This window comes from Lachnospira sp. CLA-JM-H23 (genome assembly GCF_040096425.1).
GTDB lineage: Bacteria > Bacillota > Clostridia > Lachnospirales > Lachnospiraceae > Lachnospira > Lachnospira rogosae.
The window spans coordinates 138449-158223 of sequence record NZ_JBBMET010000009.1; the positions used below are offsets into that span (position 1 = coordinate 138449).

20 protein-coding genes are annotated in these 19775 nt (G+C 36.4%); all 20 read right to left on the reverse strand.

What is annotated here, in order from left to right; all coding sequences use genetic code 11:
- Positions 1 to 35: 35 nt before the first annotated feature.
- The gene (gene hypB, locus WMO42_RS12050) at positions 36 to 707 is read right to left on the reverse strand and encodes a hydrogenase nickel incorporation protein HypB (protein ID WP_022502136.1); all 672 of its coding nucleotides are present in this window, start codon (positions 705 to 707) and stop codon (positions 36 to 38) included.
- Positions 708 to 1064: 357 nt separating this feature from the next.
- Complete coding sequence (locus WMO42_RS12055; protein ID WP_022502137.1) at positions 1065 to 1562, reverse strand: CarD family transcriptional regulator; 498 nt, start codon at positions 1560 to 1562, stop codon at positions 1065 to 1067.
- 167 nt (positions 1563 to 1729) lie between these two features.
- Positions 1730 to 2323, reverse strand: coding sequence for a DUF6465 family protein (locus WMO42_RS12060; protein ID WP_055174194.1), 594 nt, complete (start codon positions 2321 to 2323; stop codon positions 1730 to 1732).
- A gap of 18 nt (positions 2324 to 2341) precedes the next feature.
- On the reverse strand, positions 2342 to 2596 hold the full coding sequence (locus WMO42_RS12065; protein ID WP_090139820.1) for an HPr family phosphocarrier protein: 255 nt from the start codon (positions 2594 to 2596) through the stop codon (positions 2342 to 2344).
- A 79-nt stretch (positions 2597 to 2675) separates the two neighbouring features.
- A complete protein-coding gene (locus WMO42_RS12070) occupies positions 2676 to 2987 on the reverse strand; it encodes a DUF3837 family protein (protein ID WP_055174192.1) in 312 nt (103 codons plus the stop codon).
- A 2-nt stretch (positions 2988 to 2989) separates the two neighbouring features.
- Complete coding sequence (gene trpA, locus WMO42_RS12075) at positions 2990 to 3784, reverse strand: tryptophan synthase subunit alpha (RefSeq protein WP_349192369.1); 795 nt, start codon at positions 3782 to 3784, stop codon at positions 2990 to 2992.
- Positions 3784 to 4971 (reverse strand): tryptophan synthase subunit beta, encoded by a 1188-nt coding sequence (gene trpB / locus WMO42_RS12080; protein ID WP_349192371.1) that lies wholly within the window; start codon positions 4969 to 4971, stop codon positions 3784 to 3786. Before trpB ends, trpA begins: the two co-directional genes overlap by 1 nt.
- Before the next feature lie 85 nt (positions 4972 to 5056).
- The gene (locus tag WMO42_RS12085; protein WP_055174190.1) at positions 5057 to 5704 is read right to left on the reverse strand and encodes a phosphoribosylanthranilate isomerase; all 648 of its coding nucleotides are present in this window, start codon (positions 5702 to 5704) and stop codon (positions 5057 to 5059) included.
- A 14-nt stretch (positions 5705 to 5718) separates the two neighbouring features.
- Positions 5719 to 6537 (reverse strand): indole-3-glycerol phosphate synthase TrpC, encoded by an 819-nt coding sequence (gene trpC, locus WMO42_RS12090; protein ID WP_349192372.1) that lies wholly within the window; start codon positions 6535 to 6537, stop codon positions 5719 to 5721.
- Between the two features lie 28 nt (positions 6538 to 6565).
- Entirely contained in the window at positions 6566 to 7135 is a 570-nt protein-coding gene (locus WMO42_RS12095; RefSeq protein ID WP_349192373.1) for an aminodeoxychorismate/anthranilate synthase component II, read from the reverse strand.
- The gene (trpE, locus tag WMO42_RS12100; protein WP_349192375.1) at positions 7132 to 8547 is read right to left on the reverse strand and encodes an anthranilate synthase component I; all 1416 of its coding nucleotides are present in this window, start codon (positions 8545 to 8547) and stop codon (positions 7132 to 7134) included. Before trpE ends, WMO42_RS12095 begins: the two co-directional genes overlap by 4 nt.
- 664 nt (positions 8548 to 9211) lie before the next feature.
- Entirely contained in the window at positions 9212 to 9904 is a 693-nt protein-coding gene (locus WMO42_RS12105; protein ID WP_055174187.1) for a hypothetical protein, read from the reverse strand.
- A 244-nt stretch (positions 9905 to 10148) separates the two neighbouring features.
- Complete coding sequence (locus tag WMO42_RS12110; protein WP_242854093.1) at positions 10149 to 10820, reverse strand: HAD family hydrolase; 672 nt, start codon at positions 10818 to 10820, stop codon at positions 10149 to 10151.
- A 55-nt stretch (positions 10821 to 10875) separates the two neighbouring features.
- The gene (locus tag WMO42_RS12115; protein ID WP_349192377.1) at positions 10876 to 11784 is read right to left on the reverse strand and encodes a hypothetical protein; all 909 of its coding nucleotides are present in this window, start codon (positions 11782 to 11784) and stop codon (positions 10876 to 10878) included.
- Between the two features lie 32 nt (positions 11785 to 11816).
- Positions 11817 to 13715 (reverse strand): alpha-amylase, encoded by a 1899-nt coding sequence (locus WMO42_RS12120; protein WP_349192379.1) that lies wholly within the window; start codon positions 13713 to 13715, stop codon positions 11817 to 11819.
- Between the two features lie 33 nt (positions 13716 to 13748).
- Complete coding sequence (locus tag WMO42_RS12125) at positions 13749 to 14696, reverse strand: radical SAM protein (RefSeq protein WP_242854092.1); 948 nt, start codon at positions 14694 to 14696, stop codon at positions 13749 to 13751.
- A gap of 117 nt (positions 14697 to 14813) precedes the next feature.
- On the reverse strand, positions 14814 to 15464 hold the full coding sequence (locus tag WMO42_RS12130; protein WP_055174335.1) for an ATP-dependent Clp protease proteolytic subunit: 651 nt from the start codon (positions 15462 to 15464) through the stop codon (positions 14814 to 14816).
- A 171-nt stretch (positions 15465 to 15635) separates the two neighbouring features.
- Positions 15636 to 16943: a GH25 family lysozyme gene (locus WMO42_RS12135; protein ID WP_055174183.1), complete on the reverse strand. Its 1308-nt coding sequence runs from the start codon at positions 16941 to 16943 to the stop codon at positions 15636 to 15638.
- Between the two features lie 118 nt (positions 16944 to 17061).
- On the reverse strand, positions 17062 to 18573 hold the full coding sequence (locus WMO42_RS12140; protein ID WP_349192382.1) for a DNA/RNA helicase domain-containing protein: 1512 nt from the start codon (positions 18571 to 18573) through the stop codon (positions 17062 to 17064).
- 175 nt (positions 18574 to 18748) lie between these two features.
- Positions 18749 to 19762: a UDP-glucose 4-epimerase GalE gene (gene galE / locus WMO42_RS12145; RefSeq protein ID WP_349192384.1), complete on the reverse strand. Its 1014-nt coding sequence runs from the start codon at positions 19760 to 19762 to the stop codon at positions 18749 to 18751.
- Positions 19763 to 19775 lie beyond the last annotated feature (13 nt).

The window sequence follows — 19775 nt, forward strand, 5'->3', positions numbered from 1 at the left end:
TCGTTGCTCACGTTAAATAATTATGCTTACCGTGGTTACGCTTCTTTCCATTCCATAACCTGGTTCTTTAACCAGTCTGTCCATTCTAATATTCCTTCACCCGTCTTGGCACTAACAGGTATCACCTTAGCATCAGGATTTCTTCTTCTGATATATTCCCTGCACTGTTCAATATCAAAATCAAAATATTCCATAACATCAATCTTATTGATAAGCACAACATCACACACTGAAAACATAAGGGGATATTTAAGTGGTTTATCATCACCCTCTGGCACTGAAAGAATCATAACATTCTTTACTGCACCTGTATCAAACTCCGCCGGACAGACAAGATTTCCGACATTCTCAAGAACTACCAGATCAATATCACTATCGTCAAGCTCATCAATTCCCTGTCTTGTCATATCAGCATCAAGATGACACATTCCACCAGTATGAAGCTGTATTGCTTTAGCACCTGTCTCAGCAATTGTTATTGCATCAACATCTGAATCAATATCAGCCTCCATAACGCCTATTCTTAAGTCATCTTTCAACTGTTCAATCGTTCTTGTAAGAGTTGTTGTCTTTCCTGCCCCCGGTGATGACATAAGATTTAAAAGAAATACACCTTTATCTTTTAAATCTTTTCTTAAAAGAGCGGCACGTTCATCGTTGCTTTCAAACACGCTTTTTTTCACTTCAATAACCCTAACGTCCTTCACTGCTAACCTCCCTGATTTAATATGAGCTAATAAAGCTGTTCACATATGCCAAGCCATAACAATAGCTTATTACATACTATGTGAATATTTAATTGTCAATAAAAGTCTGACTAAATTATGCCGTAATCAGTCCCTGCTTTTATGCGTATTGCACTATGATAGCAATATGTTAAAAAAATGTCAATTATCAATTCACGAAATCAAGCTTTATCATAATAATATTATTATATATGTTTTAAAATAAAAAAAACAGTGTTATTGATAAAATGCAATCATTGAATGTTACCATTAATTACATTTATCTAAAACACTGGATAAAATATATTATTTAATCAAACAGGATTTCTCTGATTAAAATCAAAGCACTGACAGATAATTGTCCATCTGCTCTGACATTGCAGTGTAGTCCTCATTCATAGCCGCTGCTATCTCTCCGTAAAGAAGCTTTCTTGCTGTTGCAAGCATACGGTTATCTGCCGACTTCATTCTCCTTAACTCCTTTGCTCTGTCATTCTTTATGTTAAACAAAGCTCTTACAAGGTGCATAAGCTGTATAACGTCCTGTGATTTAACCATCTCGTCATACCTGGATGGGTGAATCTTTTCATTGAGTGCCTCATCCTTCTTACAATTCTTAGCACGGTCAATAAGCTTGATACAGGTATCCTTGCCAATTATGCTCCTAATCATAACTTTGTTATTCTCAACTGGCGAATATATAATACCTTTAGTGTCATATACAGGCTGAAGAAAATAATAATCTTTGTCAATTCCCTTTATAGGTGGTCTGCCTATCTGTTCAATCTCACATACACCTACAACTCCATAAACAACTTTTTCATTAACTTCAAACATATAACTCCTCATTTCTGTGTACTTTACTTTACCAACTTGGGTATTATTATACATCAATTCGACAATTTTTTCAAAATGTTTTCTTTTAAAATTCTTTATAAAGAACAAAAAAGAACTGTGGCATCATACATACACCACAGTCCTTTAACATTATGTATCAATTGGAATTAATAGAGATTAACACGTCCTGCAACATTGCCGTTAGCAACATAGTAACATGCATTATCTTCTGGCTTTAAGTACATTTTCAGTTCCTTAATCTCTACATTCTGTTCCTTAGCATCTTCAACTATTCTTGCAACAAGAGTTTCCTCATCAACCTGTTTATTAGCATACTGGAAGAATAACTCCTTATCAAAAGTATTCTTAGCTGCCTTAGTTGTCTTTCTAGTGGCTGGCTTCTTTGCCTTTACTTCCTTAACAGCCTTAGCTGCTGTCTTAGTTGTCTTAGCTGCTGCTTTAGAAGCTGCCTTTTTAACTGCTGCCTTCTTAGCTGTGACTGCTGTCTTAACTTCTGCCTCTACACTCTTAGCTGTTGCCTTTACATCAGCTTCAACCTTCTTGGCTGCTTCCTTAGTTTCCCCGGCTGCCTTCTTTACTGTCTCAACAGTCTTAGCTGCTTCTTTCTTAGTTTCCTTAACAGTTTCTTTTGCTGCTGCCTTTGCAGGTGTCTTTCTTGTAGTGGTCTTCTTAACATCTGCACTCTTTGCTGTCTTAACTTCTGTCTTAGCCTCGTTACCAAAAATGTCCTTAGTTTCCATGATCAAATCCTCCATAAATTAATCATTACAAGTTAAAAAGTTCCTAATTGCATCGGTGGCATTACTCTCATCACTGCCAGTAGCTGTAACTTTAACCTCGATGCCTTCCTTTAATCCAAATGCCATAATCCCCATAAGACTTTTTGCATTAATGTTTTTTCCTTCGCCCTCAATCTCAATATGACTGTCAAACTTACATGCTATCTGAACTAATTCAGCTATTGGATTCTTATGTGCTTTGTTAATGTCTGCAACCTTAACCAATTCTGTCATCGTTAACATCCACCTATCCTTCATAAATTAATTACATTTGTAGAATATACCTCATATACCCTAATAAGTCAAGACCTGCTTAAATATTCTTATCGTTGTATCCCATATGATATAGTTCATTCATCTGCTCATCAAACTTATCTGTAACCTCATAATCAGACGTTATTGCAATTAACTGCTGTATCTTCTTATCATCCGTCTGGATAGCTGAAATACCGCTTATAACCTTATCATACACGCTTTTTAATTCAGTTATTGTGCCTTCTGGTTCAACACCCTCCTGACTTGTTAAAATACCAAGTGCATACGCACATTCATAATTTCCTGTCATTCTGGCATTATCATATCTGCATTTTGTCTGTATCGCTGTTCTTACAAGACTAACAACCATATTTACTCATTCATCTCCTTCTTGAAAGAGCTTATATATTCTTTGATAACATTTTCATCATAATTATTCTCTTTCATAAGAGTTATAAAATGTGAACCAACAATTGCACCATCAATAATATCCTCAAGCGGCTCTACGTCCCCGGCTGTTCTTATTCCAAATCCCATCATAACCGGAACTGGGCTGTTCTTCTTAACTTCCAAAAGATACTCTCTTATCTGCTTATGGAAATTAGCACCATTACCTGTAACACCCATCTGTGATACACAGTATACAAAGCCTCTTGCATTATTAACAATCATAGGTATACGCTGCTTAGATACCGGTGATACGAGCTGTATAAGAATTGGTGCAGCCTCATTTTCTGCAAGCACTGCATTAATCTCTTTCTGCTCCTCATATGGAAGGTCTGGTATAATAAGACCATCCACTCCGCACTCTGCACACATTTTGACAAATTCTTCAAGTCCGTAATGGTAAACTGTATTATAGTACATCATAAACACTACAGGTGTAGTAAGTCCTTCTTTTCTTACCTCTTTCATAAGTGTAAATATCTTTGTTAAGGTTGCACCCTTCTGTATTGCTTCATAAGATGCTGCCTGAATAACCGGTCCGTCTGCTACAGGGTCAGAAAATGGTATTCCAAGCTCCATAACATCTATGCCTGCCTCCTGCTGTGCGAACATAATCTTCTTAGTTGTTTCCATATCTGGAAGCCCTGCTGTTGTATATGTGATAAATGCCTTTCTTCCTTCATTCTTTAAGGCTGTCATTTTTTCTTCTATTCTATTCATTATTTGTTAGTCTCCTCTCCATTAAGATATTTCTTTACTGTGTGAACGTCCTTATCACCACGTCCTGAAAGACACATTACTATAAGCTTTCCCTTGTACTCTCCCTGTGCCATTTTAAATACGTGAGCAAGTGCATGGGCACTCTCGATTGCTGGAATAATACCTTCCATCCGGCAGAGTTCCATTAACGCATCCATACACTCAGCATCTGTAATTGATACATATTCTGCTCTTCCTGAGTCTCTTAAATATGCATGTTCCGGACCTACACCCGGATAATCAAGACCTGCTGATATACTGTGGGCAAGCTTGATATTACCAGCCTCATCCTGTAATAAATATGACTTCATTCCATGAAGAACGCCCGGTTCTCCAAGTGCCATAGCAGAAGCGTGCTTTCCTGTATCTATTCCAAGTCCACCTGCCTCAACACCGATAAGCTTTACATCTTTATCATCTATAAAATCAGCAAACATTCCTATTGAATTAGAACCGCCACCAACACAGGCAACTACTGCATCAGGAAGTCGTCCTTCCTTTTCTAATATCTGTCTTCTTGCCTCTGTTGATATTATTCTTTGGAACTCTTTAACCATTTTAGGATATGGATGAGGACCTACTGCTGAACCGATTATATAAAATGTATCCTCCGCTCTCTCAGCCCACGTTCTTATAGCTTCGTTAGTTGCATCCTTAAGTGTTGCACTTCCTGTCGTTACTGCCTGAACCTTTGCACCAAGCATTTCCATTCTGAATACATTAAGTGACTGCCTTTCTATATCTTCAGCACCCATATATACTGTACATTCCATTCCAAAAAGTGCTGCTCCTGTAGCTGTTGCAACGCCGTGCTGTCCAGCACCTGTCTCAGCTATAACCTTAGTCTTTCCCATTCTCTTAGCAAGAAGTATCTGACCTATAACATTGTTAATCTTATGTGCTCCTGTATGGTTTAAATCTTCTCTTTTAAGATATATCTTAGCACCATACTTCTCGCTTATTCTCTCTGCATAATATAAAGGTGTTTCTCTTCCTACATACTCTTTAAGATAGTACATATATTCTTTTATGAACTGAGGATCTTTAATAGCCTCATCAAATGCCTTCTCTAACTCATTAAGTGTATTCATTAATGATTCAGACACATACTGTCCGCCAAACTCTCCATAATATCTGTTATCCTGCATAATTATTCCTCTTTTCCTTTAATTAAATATTACACCCAGCAAGCTTTGATAAGCTTTTCTGGCTTTATACCATAAATCTGCACCGTTAATTATTAACAGCATTTATAAATGCCTTGACTTTACTTTCATCTTTGCCTTTAATAAGCACATCTTCATATTCAACACCAGAGCTTATATCAACAACATCAGGCTGTACGCATTTAACTGCCGCCGCAACATTGCCACTATTAAGGCCTCCTGCAAGAAATAACTTCTTTTCTGTTATCTCAAGCTCTTTAATACTGTTCCAGTCAAACGTCTTACCCGAACCCGGAACACCTGCATCAAGCAGTATTCCTGCAACTTTATCAAGCTTCTGACATTTCTCAACCTGTTCTTTAACTGTATTAATTATGTCGTCAGTTTTATCTGCATTATTGTTATCTGCTATATTAACTGCCCTTATAATCGGAATTGTGTCTGCCTCATATACAGCCTTTTCAAGTGTGCCGTGAATTTGAATATAATCAAAACCTGCTTCCTGTATTTTATACAACTGTTCCACTGTTGGTGACACTGTAACAGCTACAGCTTTTATGTCTGATTTTTTCAATATATCAACTATTATCTTAGCTTCTTTTATCGTTACATCTCTTTTGCTCTTTGGATAAAATACAACAACACCGCCATAATCAGCACCATATTTTATGAGAAGTCCCGCGTCTGCTTCACTTGTAAGCCCGCATATCTTCACTTCAACAGGAGAAGCTATTTTTTTGCCTTTAAAAGCTCCTTATCGTATGTATCTTTAAATTCTCTTATAAGCTCTTTAGGATTAAGTGCTTCCATAAGCACTGTTCCGCAAAGCAACGCATCTGCCCTGCTGTCAGCAAGCGGCTTAACATCTTCACTGCCTTCCACCCCGCTCTCAGATACAAGAATCTTTCCTTCTTCTCTCATCTTAGGTGTCACCATATCTGAAAGCTTTTTAGTTGTATTAAGATTAACTTCAAATGTCTTTAAATTACGATTATTAATTCCAATAATCTTAACGTCAAGATTTATCATACGCTGCATTTCTTCCTCATCGTGAACTTCACACAGCACATCAAGTCCAAGACTGTATGCCAGATCATATAACTTCTTGAATGTCTTATCATCAAGTATTGCAGCTATCAAAAGAATTGCATCTGCACCTATAACTTTAGCTTCATATACCTGGTATTCATCAATTATAAAATCTTTTCTTATAATCGGAAGATTAGTCAGGCTTCTGATCTGCTTAAGATATTCTGTGCTTCCATTAAAATGATCTTCCTCTGTAAGACACGATATAGCATCTGCACTCTCACTATATTGTCTTATTCTTTCAGTCATGTCTATCTTATTATCCATCTTTCCGTGGCTTGGAGAAGCCTTTTTAAACTCTCCTATTATTGATAAACCCTGCTTTCTTAAGGCATCATAAAAACTTATGCTCTGTCTTTTTAAATTAAGTGCTTCCTGCTTCATATCCTCTTCACTTATAGTATTTTTATGTTCTACAAGTCTTTTCTTCTTATCTTCTACAATAACGTCAAGAATCATATTATCTCCATTTCTACACATTTATCAGTCAGATATTGCCATTAACAAAATTCTCTATAATTCTTTTTCCGTGTTCAGTATATATTGATTCAGGGTGGAACTGTAAACCGACAACCGGATATTTCCTATGCTTAACTGCCATAATCTCTCCGTCATCAGTTCTTGCAATTACCTCAAGCTCATCTGGAAGTGTACCCTCTATAATCGCAAGTGAATGATATCTTGCAACCTTTACAGGCGATGGAATTCCTTCAAATATACTGCTTCCATTATGAATAACCTCTGACTGCTTGCCGTGCATTAACTGCCTGGCATATGAAACTGTTGCACCAAATGCAACACCTATGCTCTGATGTCCAAGGCATATGCCAAGTATAGGTTTCTTACCTGTAAAATGCTTTATCACCTCAACACTTATGCCTGCCTCTAAAGGGCTCTTAGGTCCGGGAGATATAACTATTGACTCTGGATCTAACGCTTCAATCTCCTCTATTGTTATCTTGTCATTTCTTACTACCTTTATATCATTGTTAAATATACCTATAAACTGATAAAGATTATATGTAAATGAATCGTAATTATCAATTAAAAGAATCATAACTGTTCCTCCTTAACAAGTGTCTTGGCAAGTGCCATAACTTTATTACAGCACTCCATATATTCAAGCTCTGGCTTAGAGTCTGCTACAATTCCAGCTCCTGCCTGAAGATATACATAGTCACCTTTCTTTATCATAGTTCTTATTGTAATACAGAAATTCATATTACCGCCAAAATCAAGGTAACCTGTTGCTCCTCCATAAAGACCTCGTCTTACAGTTTCCAATTCATCTATAATCTCCATAGCCCTTATCTTAGGTGCTCCGCTTAATGTACCTGCTGGAAGGAATGATGATACAAGGTCAAGAGGATGATATTCTCCATTTCTTCTTCCCTCTACCAACGATACTATATGCATTACGTGTGAGTATCTCTGCACATTCATAAACTTTGAAACTCTCACTGAACCTAACTCACTTATCTTACCACAGTCATTTCTTGCAAGATCAACAAGCATTACATGTTCTGCTCTTTCCTTCTCATCACTAAGAAGCTCTTCTTCTAATGCTATATCTTCCTCCTTAGTCTTTCCTCGTCTTCTTGTTCCGGCTATAGGACAGGTATATACTTTAGAATCTGTCTGCTTTACTATCATCTCTGGTGAGCTTCCAATTATTTCAAAATCTCCAAAGTTATAATAATAAAGATATGGTGATGGGTTAAGCTTTCTTAACTTCTCGTAAAGATTAAAACCTGTCTGCTTTGTCTTAACTGTCCATCTCTGTGATAATACTGTCTGGAATATGTGTCCTTCTTTTATATAATTCTTAATCTTCTCAACCTTCTGGCTGTATTCATCTATCGTGTCCGATTTTTTCACAATCTGGCCATCAAGTTCCATATCAATCTCTTCGTTATGATATTTACCAACGCCTTCTCTTGCTGTCTTTATAAGTTCCTCAGCTTCCTTTAATGCTCTTGCTCTGCCTTCTTTACTATCTTCATCAAGAACTACTGCTGTAAACGTTTCAGCCTCGTGGTCGATCGCTATGAACTTTGAAGCTAACATAAGCTGTATTGTTTCTATGCCTATCTCATCTTCATTATCATCTGGGAGATTCTCTGTATATCTTATATAATCATATCCAAGACTTCCAACAAGTCCTCCCATAAATTCAAGTTCTTCTGCATCTTTTATTATTTCAAATTCATCGAAGTATTCTTTTAATCTTATAAGTGGATTACCTTTCCTTACTTCCCTGCTGCCATCTGATTTAGTAATTACAAGACTGTCCTTATCTGACTGGATAATCTCCTGTGGGTCAACTCCCATAAATGTGTATCTGCCATTTTCCTTATCATTACTCTCCATAAGAAAGCCCTTCTTTTCTCTTCCAAGCCCCTTATAAAGCTCAATAGCTGATTCATTAACAATACTTACTGTCTTTTTGTATGCTTTTAATCTTCTCATACACCAATCCTCACTTCTTATTAATCTTCCTGTCAGATATCAGACTTTTTCTTATCTCTTATAACTTATTATGTAAACAGATATTCCTATCACACAAAAAAGTCCCCGACAGGACATTCCTGTCAGGGACGATAAATCTCGTGGTGCCACCCTTATTCACAAGTACATTCAACTACATATCATAATATATTATATCACTTATGCTGTGCATATTATATACACATCAAATGCTTTACAAGCCTTTAAGTGAAACCGAATAATTCATATTACTATTATATGTATATACAGCATATATGGCAATCATATACAGTGTTATAATTATAATATAACTATAAGCTGTTATACATATAATGTTATTAAAATATACTTATCTCATTATCGGATACTATTATATCCTCCCTCTATAACGTGAGGACACGTCACAGACTACTAGGCTGTTACGCTGTTAATCCATGCATCTCCCAAGCCCATTCCTTTATGACTCCCATACCAGCTTTCCATCACCGCCGACTCTCTGTAATGTTCCTTCATAAAGTACTATCTTGTTCGCAGACTTTAGTGTATTAAAATGTTGAAGTTATGATAGCACTAACTAACCAATACGTCAACCCCAAAAATTAAATTTTCCACTACATTAATTTCTCAACTACATCAAATTTTTCCACTACATCAATTTCTCAACTACATCAATTTCTCCAACTGACATTTCTGTATCATCATCTTCTTTTTCTTCCCAGCCCTGTGCATTTTTATTTTTATTATTAGCTGCCTTTTCCTTTGCCTCTTTCTCTGTATTAGGAAGTGCTTTATACTCGTCAGACTTTCTGAACTCCTTATATACATCATCATATGCTGCCATAATTTCTTTCCTGGCTGGGTCATCCTCACTTATTCTTGACATAGCCTGTGTATATATGTCTGCCGCTTTTTCCTTTGACGTAGCACTTTTAAGTTGTTTCTTTAACGACTCTCTTAATACCTGAACCTTTGCCGCCTTGGCATAAGTCACAGGGTCGTTCTTTCTTAAATACTGCATTTCGTCTGCACTAAGCTTCTTACCCGACTCTAACTTACGGTACAGCTTCTGTACAAATTTCTTTTTTTCTTCTTCACTCATTCCGGTTGTCGGGTCAAATATAGAATCAACCGCTTCCTTTAACTGCAAACCTATTGATAATGTATCAAGCTTTGTGTTCTCATCCTCATTTTCATTTTCGGTGTCATCTTTTCTGTACTTTTTAAAAAGATTATTGATAAGCCTTGTAGTTTTATTAGTGCTTTTGGCTTTATTATTGTTGTACAATGCCATACGGCAGCTATTTACTGCTGAGTTAATCTGTTTATCTTGTGTATTCATACTTACCTCCCTGGACATTCCAAAAAAAGATGGCACTTATAAAAAGTGCCATCCGTAGCGTATATTTAACATCCGTGTTATTATATATTTCATTGGTCAGCCGTATAAGCTTACGGCTTATTATTTACGAATAATATATCGTACAAAATATATAATACCTTAATATTAATACATAAAATAATTATAGCAGAATTTTTTTAAATATAGTCTTTAGCCACTCAAGATTACTTTCCAGGTAATATAATTACAAAAGAATATCTTTAAGCTCTTTAAAGCTGTCTATTACTCCAACATATAAAGAAGGTTCAACTTCACCAAAACCATACTCGGCATATATAAAGTCTATTTCAGCTTCCCTTGCCGCACTGGCATCACCTGCTGTATCACCGACATATACCGGATTGCTAAGATTATTTCTTTCTATAAGTGTTCTGTTGCTTACTGCCTTTGGTGCTCTTGTTCTGCCCCAGCACTCTGTATCACTAAAATATTTTTCAAGCTTATGTGCCTTTATAAATGCTTCAATATATCCGTCCTGACAGTTGCTTACTATATACAATGGATATTTTGTCTTAAGCTCTTTAAGTGTTGCCTCAAGCCCTGGAAATAACACTCCACCCATCTTTTCAAGATATCCATTTTCAAATTCGCACAGCTCGTCCATAAGTGCATTTCTTACTTCTTCCTTCTCATCAGGAAACAGCTTTGCCGCAATATCATACATAGGAAGTCCCATACACTGTCCCAGTTCTTCTATTGTTATAGGCTCTCTTACTATCTCTTTATGTCTGTCTAATATAATATTCCACGCTTCACATATAGGCTTTGATGAGTTCCATAATGTTCCGTCAAGGTCAAATATTATGCTGTCATACTTGTTTTTTAAATCCATATTCTTCTCCATTTTAATCATCATTTCTGTTCCTGCTTTGTGCACATAACGATTTTAATTCATAAGCTTAATTCATAAATTACGCATTTTCAAGACATCTGTCTAACTCTGCAAGTACTCCTTCAAGCTGTTGTTCATTAGTTATATCATATACAATAGAAAAACAATCCTTTGCAAGTGCATATTCCTTATCCTGAAGCATTAACTCTCCAACCCTGTATACAATACCGATCGTCTTGGAGTCCGGGCCCGGCTCAACATTTTCTTTATCAAACATTGCCTGCATTGTGCGGATATCATATTCTTTATCATCCTTAGTTACGCCCTTATCTTTGGCTTCCTTAAGTGCATTTTCTATATAATTAAGCTCTGAATCTGCATTATCTGTGTGGTAATAGATATTACTGTATGTGTAGCACGCCTTTGCCATATCTGTGTTGTATGATGAAAGATAATAAAAGCCCATATTTCTGTAATACCTTGCCATAGTTGCCCTTGTACAGCAAAATCTATATGCCTGCTTAGTGACATCAAGGTATCTTGACATCATATTAAGGTATTTGTAACATTCTGCAAGCCCAAGATATGAATCCAAATCCACCGGATTCCAGCACAGTGCTTTCTTGTAGGCGTCTTCTGCCCTCTTGTACTTTTGAAGCTTCACGCATAAATCAGCATAAGTCCTGTAATATTCTGCAATTGGAAGCTCTGGCATAAGTATTTTTTGCTGTGGCTCAAAATAGCACGCATATATATAATATTCCATAATATGATTAGTACACAGCCATATTGTATCCGTACCTTCTGACTTTCTTACATTAAGATCATTATCCAGCATACCAGCTTTTCTTTTATCTTCGTATTCAAGCTCTATGACATCTAACACCTTCATAAGTATATCTGCCGCTTTATCATAATCTCCTGAATTAAATACTTCCTCATAATCTCCATACTGGCTCTTTAATTCATTAAGCTTTGTGTAATCCATTTTAACTTTTTCCTTTCCGGATATTATAACTTTTAGTATCTTTTCTTAATAATTCTGGCTTTTTTCTTTTCTTGATATTCTGCCACAAGGATTGCTATGCTTCTTTCCGGTACACAGACGCTTCTTGCTTCTTTATCAATAAATGCTTTATCCTGCACATCATTCGTGGCTGCTATTATCTTAAAGCTGCTTCCCTCAACCTTTGGCAGGGCAAGATTGTGCTTTTCCCAATGCATATTATAGGCTATGTATATAAGGCTTCTTGACTTATCATCTGCGTAGGAATTGCAATACATAATTCCTATCTGCCTGCAATAATTCTCCATATCAGCATACCACGCATTGCTTCCGTGATATGACATATCCGGATAGCCTAATGATTTGGAGTCACTTAATGAAAGATTTTCCCTGCTGTGAAGAATACCATATTTCTTTCTTAAGCCAATAAGCTTCTTAGTCCATTCCAATATCTGCATTGAATCATTGCTTGTTCTCCAGTTCACCCACGAAAGCTCACTATCTATGCAATAAGGGTTATTATTTCCCTGCTGGGTGTTCATAAATTCATCTCCCGCAAGAATAAGCGGCGTACCCTGCGATAATATAACCATAACAAGAGCATTTTTAATCTGCTTAATTCTTAACTGTCTTACCTTAAGCTTTCTCGTACTGCCTTCTTCGCCGCAATTCCAGCTGAAATTATAATTCTCACCATCTCTATTATTCTCGCCATTAAGCTCGTTATGCTTGCGGTCGTAGCTCACCAGATCATACAGTGTAAAGCCATTATTACTTGCCACATAATTGATAACCGCAGCATTATATGGATTAGCACCTGCCATATTAATAAATGGCCTTAACATATCCTCATCACCTTTTAAATAACGCCTTATCGTATTCTGTGCATCATTATTACAGCTTGCCATATGCTTATATGTACCCCTGTCTGAATTCCAGCCGACAGTAATTATCTTTGTATCTGCAAGCTGTGGATCTGCTGCCAGCACATTTAGGGAATGTTCATCACAGTACAGGTGCACTCCGTCTATATGGTATTCCCTTACCCAGTACCTCACGCAGTCAAGAATATATGCCGTTTTAACACCGTCAAAGAAGAATTCCATCACAACTTCAATTCCGTTATTATGCAGGCATTTTACCATATTCTTGAATTCTGTCGTGTAATCATTATATTTACCTGCCTTTTCACTAATATTATCCTCTGCTGGTATACTGTAAGATGCCTTAGGTGCATAATAAAATGCCTTGGTATAGCCCCAGCAGTTAAGCTTTTCTGCCTTTTTAGTAACAGTATTATTATAAATGCTTCCTTTTATCACACCATATCTTAAATATTCACTGCTGTCTATGAATTGAGGAAATCTGTATGCCTCATCAAATTCGTATGCCGGCATAAATTCAAGCGTAGTAATACCAAGTTCTTTAAGATATGGTATTTTCTCTACAATCCCCCTGAATGTCCCCTTTGCCTTTACCTTTGATGACCTGCTTTTTGTAAATCCACGCACATTAAGCTTATAAAAAACACAGTCATTATATGGCAGATGCAGTGGCACATCACCTTCCCAATTAAAGCTTTCAAGCTTTACCGGACTTAAATGTAATGTATTTTCTTGCTCAACTCCAAATACTTCACAGCCTGTAACCGCCTTGGCATAAGGATCAACAATATATTCATCATCAGCCTTGTAACAATACAGCATTCTCTCTATATTATCATCACACACACATACAGAATGTACTGTCCCCATTCTTTTTTTTAACGGAATTTCCTCTTTTAATTCAAGAGTATCCCTATCAAAGAAGCATAGTTTTATATCCGTATCCGTACTACAATCATAAGCAAAATTATATCCATTTTCTATCCTGTTACACCCCATAATACAAGGGTTACCACTCTCACATCGCATAATATGCCTCCATTTCAACTGTCTTATACTTTATCATAATAATCCAGTATAATCAAATTCTGGAATAAAGCTTTCATCTGCTGTACCGCCCTCTTGTATAAAGCCGTTGACAACACCTAATTCAATGGCATAATCTACAACCTCATCATATTCTTTCTTAGTGACCCTCCTGTTAAGATTATCGTATTCCTTAATTCTGTTTATCGGTGTGTACTGGTTCATAATGCTTATGTATATGTCATCTTTATATGTATCATACAGGTACTTGATTACAGCCTTAGAGTCTTTCACACACGCAGGCAGAAGAAGATGTCTTACTATGACACCTCTCTTCATAATCTGCTCTTCAACATACCCCTCTTTTACGAGTTCATCTTCTGCTGTAAAGAATACCGGCTTACCTGTCTGTCTTATCATTTCTTCTAATGCTTTCTTCGCAGTTTCTGTATAATCAGCAGCATATGAATACTGCTGTGAAAGCCTGCTGTCCATATATTTAAAATCCGGCAGATATACATCCACTATGCCGTCTAACATTCTTAATGTTTCAACATTTTCATATGCACTTGTATTGTATACAACCGGTATTCTAAGTCCTTTATTTCTTGCCTTTTCTATTGCCTTTATTATTGGAATTGTAAAATGTGTTGGCGTTACAAGATTAATATTATCAGCCTTATTATCCTGCAGACGAAGCATAACATCGCTCAGCTCATCTACAGATAATTCCTTTCCAACCTTTGCAGAAGCTATATCGTGATTCTGACAGAATACACATCTTAATGTACAGCCCGAAAAGAATATAGCACCACTTCCACGCTCTCCTGATATGCAGGGTTCTTCCCACATATGAAGTGCAGCCCTTGCCGCCATAATTTTATCATTCATAAGACAATAACCTTTATTATGTGTTCTGTCAATATTACAACGCCTTGGGCATATATTACATTTGTTATCTGGCTGTGTGCTTTGTGTCATCATAATCCTCATTTCTGCATATGTTTACTATTCTGCATATCTTTATTGTTCTTCTATTTATTCTTCTGTATATGTTCATTGTCTTCTATTATTGTTCCGCATATGTTGATTGCCTTTTATTTACTCTTCTTTGTTCATAAGCTCTTTTATCTTATTGAATGCGTGGCTTATTCCGCCTACTTCATTAATAAGCCCGGCTTTCACTGCATCTTCTCCTACAAGAATTGTTCCCAGATCCTTTGTAAGCATTTCTGTATTCATCATCATATTCTCTACTTCTTTTTCTTTTGTGTCGCTTTTTCTTGCAATAAATGAGACAATCCTTTTCTGTATGCGTTCAAAATAATCATAAGTCTGTCTTGCACCTATTATATTTCCATTCATTCTCACCGGATGTACTATCATTGTAGCTGTTGGAACAATAAATGAATAATCTGTGCTTACAGCAAGAGGAACACCTATACTGTGGGAATCTCCTATAACAAGAGATACCGTTGGCTTGTGCATTGACGCAATCATTTCGGACAATGCAAGCCCTGCACTTACATCTCCTCCGACCGTATTCATTAAAAATAATACTCCACCTATTGTATCATCATTTTCTACCGCAGCAAGCTGTGGAAGCAGATGTTCATACTTGGTTGTCTTGCTTGCAGCTGGAAGATTATCGTGTCCCTCTATTTCACCTATTATTGTAATTAGCTTAATCTTCTTTCCATTTTTATCCTCAAGCACAACCTGTCCATCTTTATTATCACTATCTTCACTCATATATGTGCTGACTCCTTTACAATATTCCTGACCTTTCATAAAAATCCTGGCCTATACAATACTATGTCAGCACACCCCAGAACACTTCTTATAAAGAATGTACTGACTTATCATCTTATAATATTGCCAATATTGTAAATATTATGCCAAATATTCTGTATCCATAAATATTTATTTTATAATTATCTGGAACCGGTCTATCTTCCTGCCTATAATGCCTGCATAACCGTCCTGTCCATTGTCTGTTTCATTGTCTGTCTGATAAGAATAATAATCCATATTCTTTCTGCTTACCCTGTAATACGCATAATGATATCTTCCGTCTTTTAATGTTGCATATGGTGTCGCTTCATTTATAAGCAATGATGCCGGTGTATAATAATACACTTCAACCGCCTCAATCTCAGCTCCATTTCCTGCATAACCATTATAATAATCATTAATATCTGAATTTCTGCTGTCAACATATGAAAGCCACCTGCCACCGGCATATACTCTGTATACAGCATAACCTTTATCAGTTAATAAGGTTATTCCAGTTATTCCAGTCCCCTGTATTCCTGCATAATCTTCATCATTAACTACCTCAGGAAGCCAGTAACTGCCTCTAATCTGTGCCCTGTAGATTACATTTACATTGGTATCAACATTTACTGCTTCAATTGCAGAACTTCCAGCAGCTTTATCTATACGTTCTATATTCTCTCCGTTATCGTCTGTATCTGGTCTATCTTTAAATGGTGAGCTGTAATCTGCATAAAATATATTGCCATCAAATTCGTGCCCATCTATTAAGTATGCTCCAAACTGCCACATCATACAATCCATACCAGGTTCTTCTATACCCCAGTGTGCAAGCCACATATTAAAACCTCTGGTATTCGCAAGCCGCTCCAAATTCAGTACATTTTTATAATAATTATAGTTAGCATATACGCCTGTCTTATAGCCTTCTTTATCCATAGCTTCAATAAATTGTATACAAAAATCCGTTAAAAGCTCACCATCTTTGTATACATCAAGTCCATTACTCTCCTTGTATCCGTCTGCATCTTCCATATCAAACCATACGCCACGGACAGGACTTCGCCCCTGCAACATTCTTAGTGTATGATTAATCTCAGATGTCACTTCATCACTTGTAAGTGCATAACTGTATATATATACACCATAAGGTATTCCAAGCCGCTCACATTCATTCATATTACGGATTGCCTGCTTATCATCTTGTCCTTCAATATCATTACCATAACCAATTCTTATTATGACACCTTCTACATGCTCCTCTATCCTGTTCCAGTCTATCAGACCATCGTGACTGCTTACATCTATCACAACTGCACTTACATTAAACACGCTTATGGTAATCATTATTATACTAAGAACAAGCGATACAACAATAGCTGTTAAATGTGTACTTCTGCCCTGTGCTTTATTATTGTCCTTCTTGCTATGTGTAAATTTCGGACTTTTTATCATAAGACATACCACCTCCTTTATATACATATAAAGGATATACCTTGTGTAAGAATACATCTTTAAGCAAGATATATCCTTAATATATGTTATTCTAAAAGGAAGGCTTCGTGCCTGTTAATCAGTCTATATATTCTCTGTTAATTCCACTCTTCATCTCAAGCAGCTTCTCAAATACTTCTTTATTATCAAGTACAATTATACACAGCTTATCTCTTGCTCTTGTAACCCCCTGATACAGAAGCTTTTCTAATATATCATCATTATTGTCTTCTACATCAGCAACTAATTCCCCGTACTCGTTATAACGGAATTTGCCATCTATAACTGTAAGCACCTTATCGAATTCTTTTCCTATATAACGGTAGGCATTGAACTGCCTTGTCTTATATCTTTCATTCATATCTTTATATGACTTCTCATAATCTATGTAAATGTACTGCTTTGCCCTGTAATATGCTTTAAGTTTTTTAAATTCATTAATACTGTTGGCATAGGCAATTGTTACACAATCATACTCATAGCCCCTGCCGTGCTTGGTAAGATCGAATAAATTACGCACAAATTCCGCAAGTTCTGGATTGGTTCTTATCTTATCTGAAAGAAAATATTTCTCTTCTGATAATTCTTCTATCCTTTTGTCCATTGCCCTTAACTGTTCGTGCCTTGATAATACCTGGTCACAGTCATAGAACATAATAATCCTGCCGGCATTACATTCCTTAAGCCACTCAAACTGGTCATCGTGCATTCGCTGTGTTTCATCTACAAGCACATAATCATAATCTTTGATATTATCTTCGTTGACAAATTCTTTAGAGGTTATTATTGTAGTGTTACTAATGGTATTCTGCAATATATCTATATTAGGTGTCCTTCTGCCAAAATGTATTATACATTTTGATAGTTCTTTGGGAAGCTTGCGCACTGTATCATACAGAAGAAGTGTCTTTCCTGTTCCAGCTTCACCCTTTATTGAATAATATCTGACTTCACTATTACTAATAAGGCTGTTAAGAAACTTCCTGCTCATAGCCTCCTGCTGGTTCGTAAGAAAATACTGGTGTCTTGCAAACCTTTCTGGTGAATTAACTGGCGATATAAGATAGTCTTTAGCTTTGAACAGACTTTCAATATTGTATTTCATACACTTCTTTATCATTCTTATATCAGTCACAAGCTCTGTAAAATCAGCCATGACAAGTGTATATGTATCATTACATAGTTCTAATCTGTATAATGTATTGGTATCTAGAATAAATGTATACGAATATATATTAGTAGTTACTGGACTTAAGTAATATCTGTTTCTTACAAGCTGCTGCTTTATTCTGTTCTCTCCTACATCTTCACTTTTAAGCTCTATATTAAGAATACATTTTCTGTTAGATGAAATCCTTAATAAATCAAATTCCTTGCTTATATGTGCAATCGTATATGAATAGAAATAGTTATCCAGATCCTCTAACCCTGCACCAGCTTTAATCAATTCCCTTACAAGAATAATAAGTGACTCTTTCTCTCTTATCCTTGTCCTCTGAAAATCTTTTCTCCCCGACAAAATATATTCATACTCAGCAAAATCCTCATTATCACTAACTCTTGTGAGATTATAAATATTAATCGAGTTCATACACTCACCTGCCTTTATAGTAAAATAGAGCATACTATACTTTATAATATGTATGCTCTATCAACTCCGGCACTATAGTATATATTAACACTCTCCAATATCCAATAATTATATAACTATCGCGATATTGTAATAGCAATATTAATATTAACACTATATTACGCCGCTATATATTCTACTGTCTGTATCCGTTAGGATTATGGCTCTGCCAGTTCCAACTGTCTTTACACATATCTTCAAGTGTCTTCTTAGCTTCCCAGCCTAGAACCTTAGCCGCTTTAGAGGCATCAGCCCACGAATCAGGTAAATCTCCCGGTCTTCTGTCACCAATCACATAATTAATCTTAACACCTGTTGAACTTTCAAACGCATTAACTATCTCAAGTACACTGTAAGGAGTTCCCGTTCCTAAGTTAAATATCTCAACACCCTTATGTGACTGTGCATATTCAACAGCCTTAAGATGTCCGCAGGCAAGGTCCACAACGTGTATATAATCTCTTCTACAAGTACCATCTGGTGTATCGTAATCTCCGCCAAATATTGTAAGCTGCTCTCTTCTTCCTGCCGCAACCTGTGATACATAAGGCATAAGATTATTAGGAATTCCCTGTGGGTCTTCTCCAATCTTACCTGATGGATGTGCTCCAATTGGATTGAAATAACGAAGAAGTATAACTGTAAGCTCTGAATCTGCATTAGCACAATCTGTAAGAATCTGCTCCATCATAGCCTTAGTCCATCCATATGGATTAGAGCATGCACCTCTTGGCATAGTTTCAACATATGGAGGCTTCTGTTCTCCATATACTGTCGCTGAAGATGAGAATACAATCTTCTTAACTCCTGCTTCTTTCATACACTCAAGAAGTGTAAGTGTTGTATCAATATTGTTACGGTAATACTTGGATGGAAGTCTTGTTGACTCACCAACTGCCTTAAGTCCAGCAAAATGTATTACACAATCAATCTTATTATCAGCAAATATCTTAGTCATAGCTTCTTTGTCTTTAACATCAGCCTCATAAGATACAATACTCTTTCCAGTTATCTCTTCCACTCTCTTTATAGATTCAGGACAACTGTTACTGTAATCATCAACTATAACAACATCATGTCCTGCATTAAGTAATTCAACTGCTGTATGTGAACCTATATATCCAGCTCCACCTGCTAATAAAACAACCATATGTACCTCCTGA

Coding starts and splice junctions, on each gene's coding strand:
- WMO42_RS12055 (WP_022502137.1), bottom strand. CDS start 1,562: ATGTTTGAAGTTAATGAAAAAGTTGTTTATGGAGTTGTAGGTGTATGT.
- WMO42_RS12060 (WP_055174194.1), bottom strand. CDS start 2,323: ATGGAAACTAAGGACATTTTTGGTAACGAGGCTAAGACAGAAGTTAAG.
- WMO42_RS12065 (WP_090139820.1), bottom strand. CDS start 2,596: ATGACAGAATTGGTTAAGGTTGCAGACATTAACAAAGCACATAAGAAT.
- WMO42_RS12070 (WP_055174192.1), bottom strand. CDS start 2,987: ATGGTTGTTAGTCTTGTAAGAACAGCGATACAGACAAAATGCAGATAT.
- trpA (WP_349192369.1), bottom strand. CDS start 3,784: ATGAATAGAATAGAAGAAAAAATGACAGCCTTAAAGAATGAAGGAAGA.
- trpB (WP_349192371.1), bottom strand. CDS start 4,971: ATGCAGGATAACAGATATTATGGAGAGTTTGGCGGACAGTATGTGTCT.
- trpC (WP_349192372.1), bottom strand. CDS start 6,537: ATGATTCTTGACGTTATTGTAGAAGATAAGAAGAAAAGACTTGTAGAA.
- WMO42_RS12095 (WP_349192373.1), bottom strand. CDS start 7,135: ATGATTCTTTTAATTGATAATTACGATTCATTTACATATAATCTTTAT.
- trpE (WP_349192375.1), bottom strand. CDS start 8,547: ATGAGAAGATTAAAAGCATACAAAAAGACAGTAAGTATTGTTAATGAA.
- WMO42_RS12105 (WP_055174187.1), bottom strand. CDS start 9,904: ATGAATACACAAGATAAACAGATTAACTCAGCAGTAAATAGCTGCCGT.
- WMO42_RS12110 (WP_242854093.1), bottom strand. CDS start 10,820: ATGATGATTAAAATGGAGAAGAATATGGATTTAAAAAACAAGTATGAC.
- WMO42_RS12115 (WP_349192377.1), bottom strand. CDS start 11,784: ATGGATTACACAAAGCTTAATGAATTAAAGAGCCAGTATGGAGATTAT.
- WMO42_RS12120 (WP_349192379.1), bottom strand. CDS start 13,715: ATGCGATGTGAGAGTGGTAACCCTTGTATTATGGGGTGTAACAGGATA.
- WMO42_RS12125 (WP_242854092.1), bottom strand. CDS start 14,696: ATGATGACACAAAGCACACAGCCAGATAACAAATGTAATATATGCCCA.
- WMO42_RS12130 (WP_055174335.1), bottom strand. CDS start 15,464: ATGAGTGAAGATAGTGATAATAAAGATGGACAGGTTGTGCTTGAGGAT.
- WMO42_RS12135 (WP_055174183.1), bottom strand. CDS start 16,943: ATGATAAAAAGTCCGAAATTTACACATAGCAAGAAGGACAATAATAAA.
- WMO42_RS12140 (WP_349192382.1), bottom strand. CDS start 18,573: ATGAACTCGATTAATATTTATAATCTCACAAGAGTTAGTGATAATGAG.
- galE (WP_349192384.1), bottom strand. CDS start 19,762: ATGGTTGTTTTATTAGCAGGTGGAGCTGGATATATAGGTTCACATACA.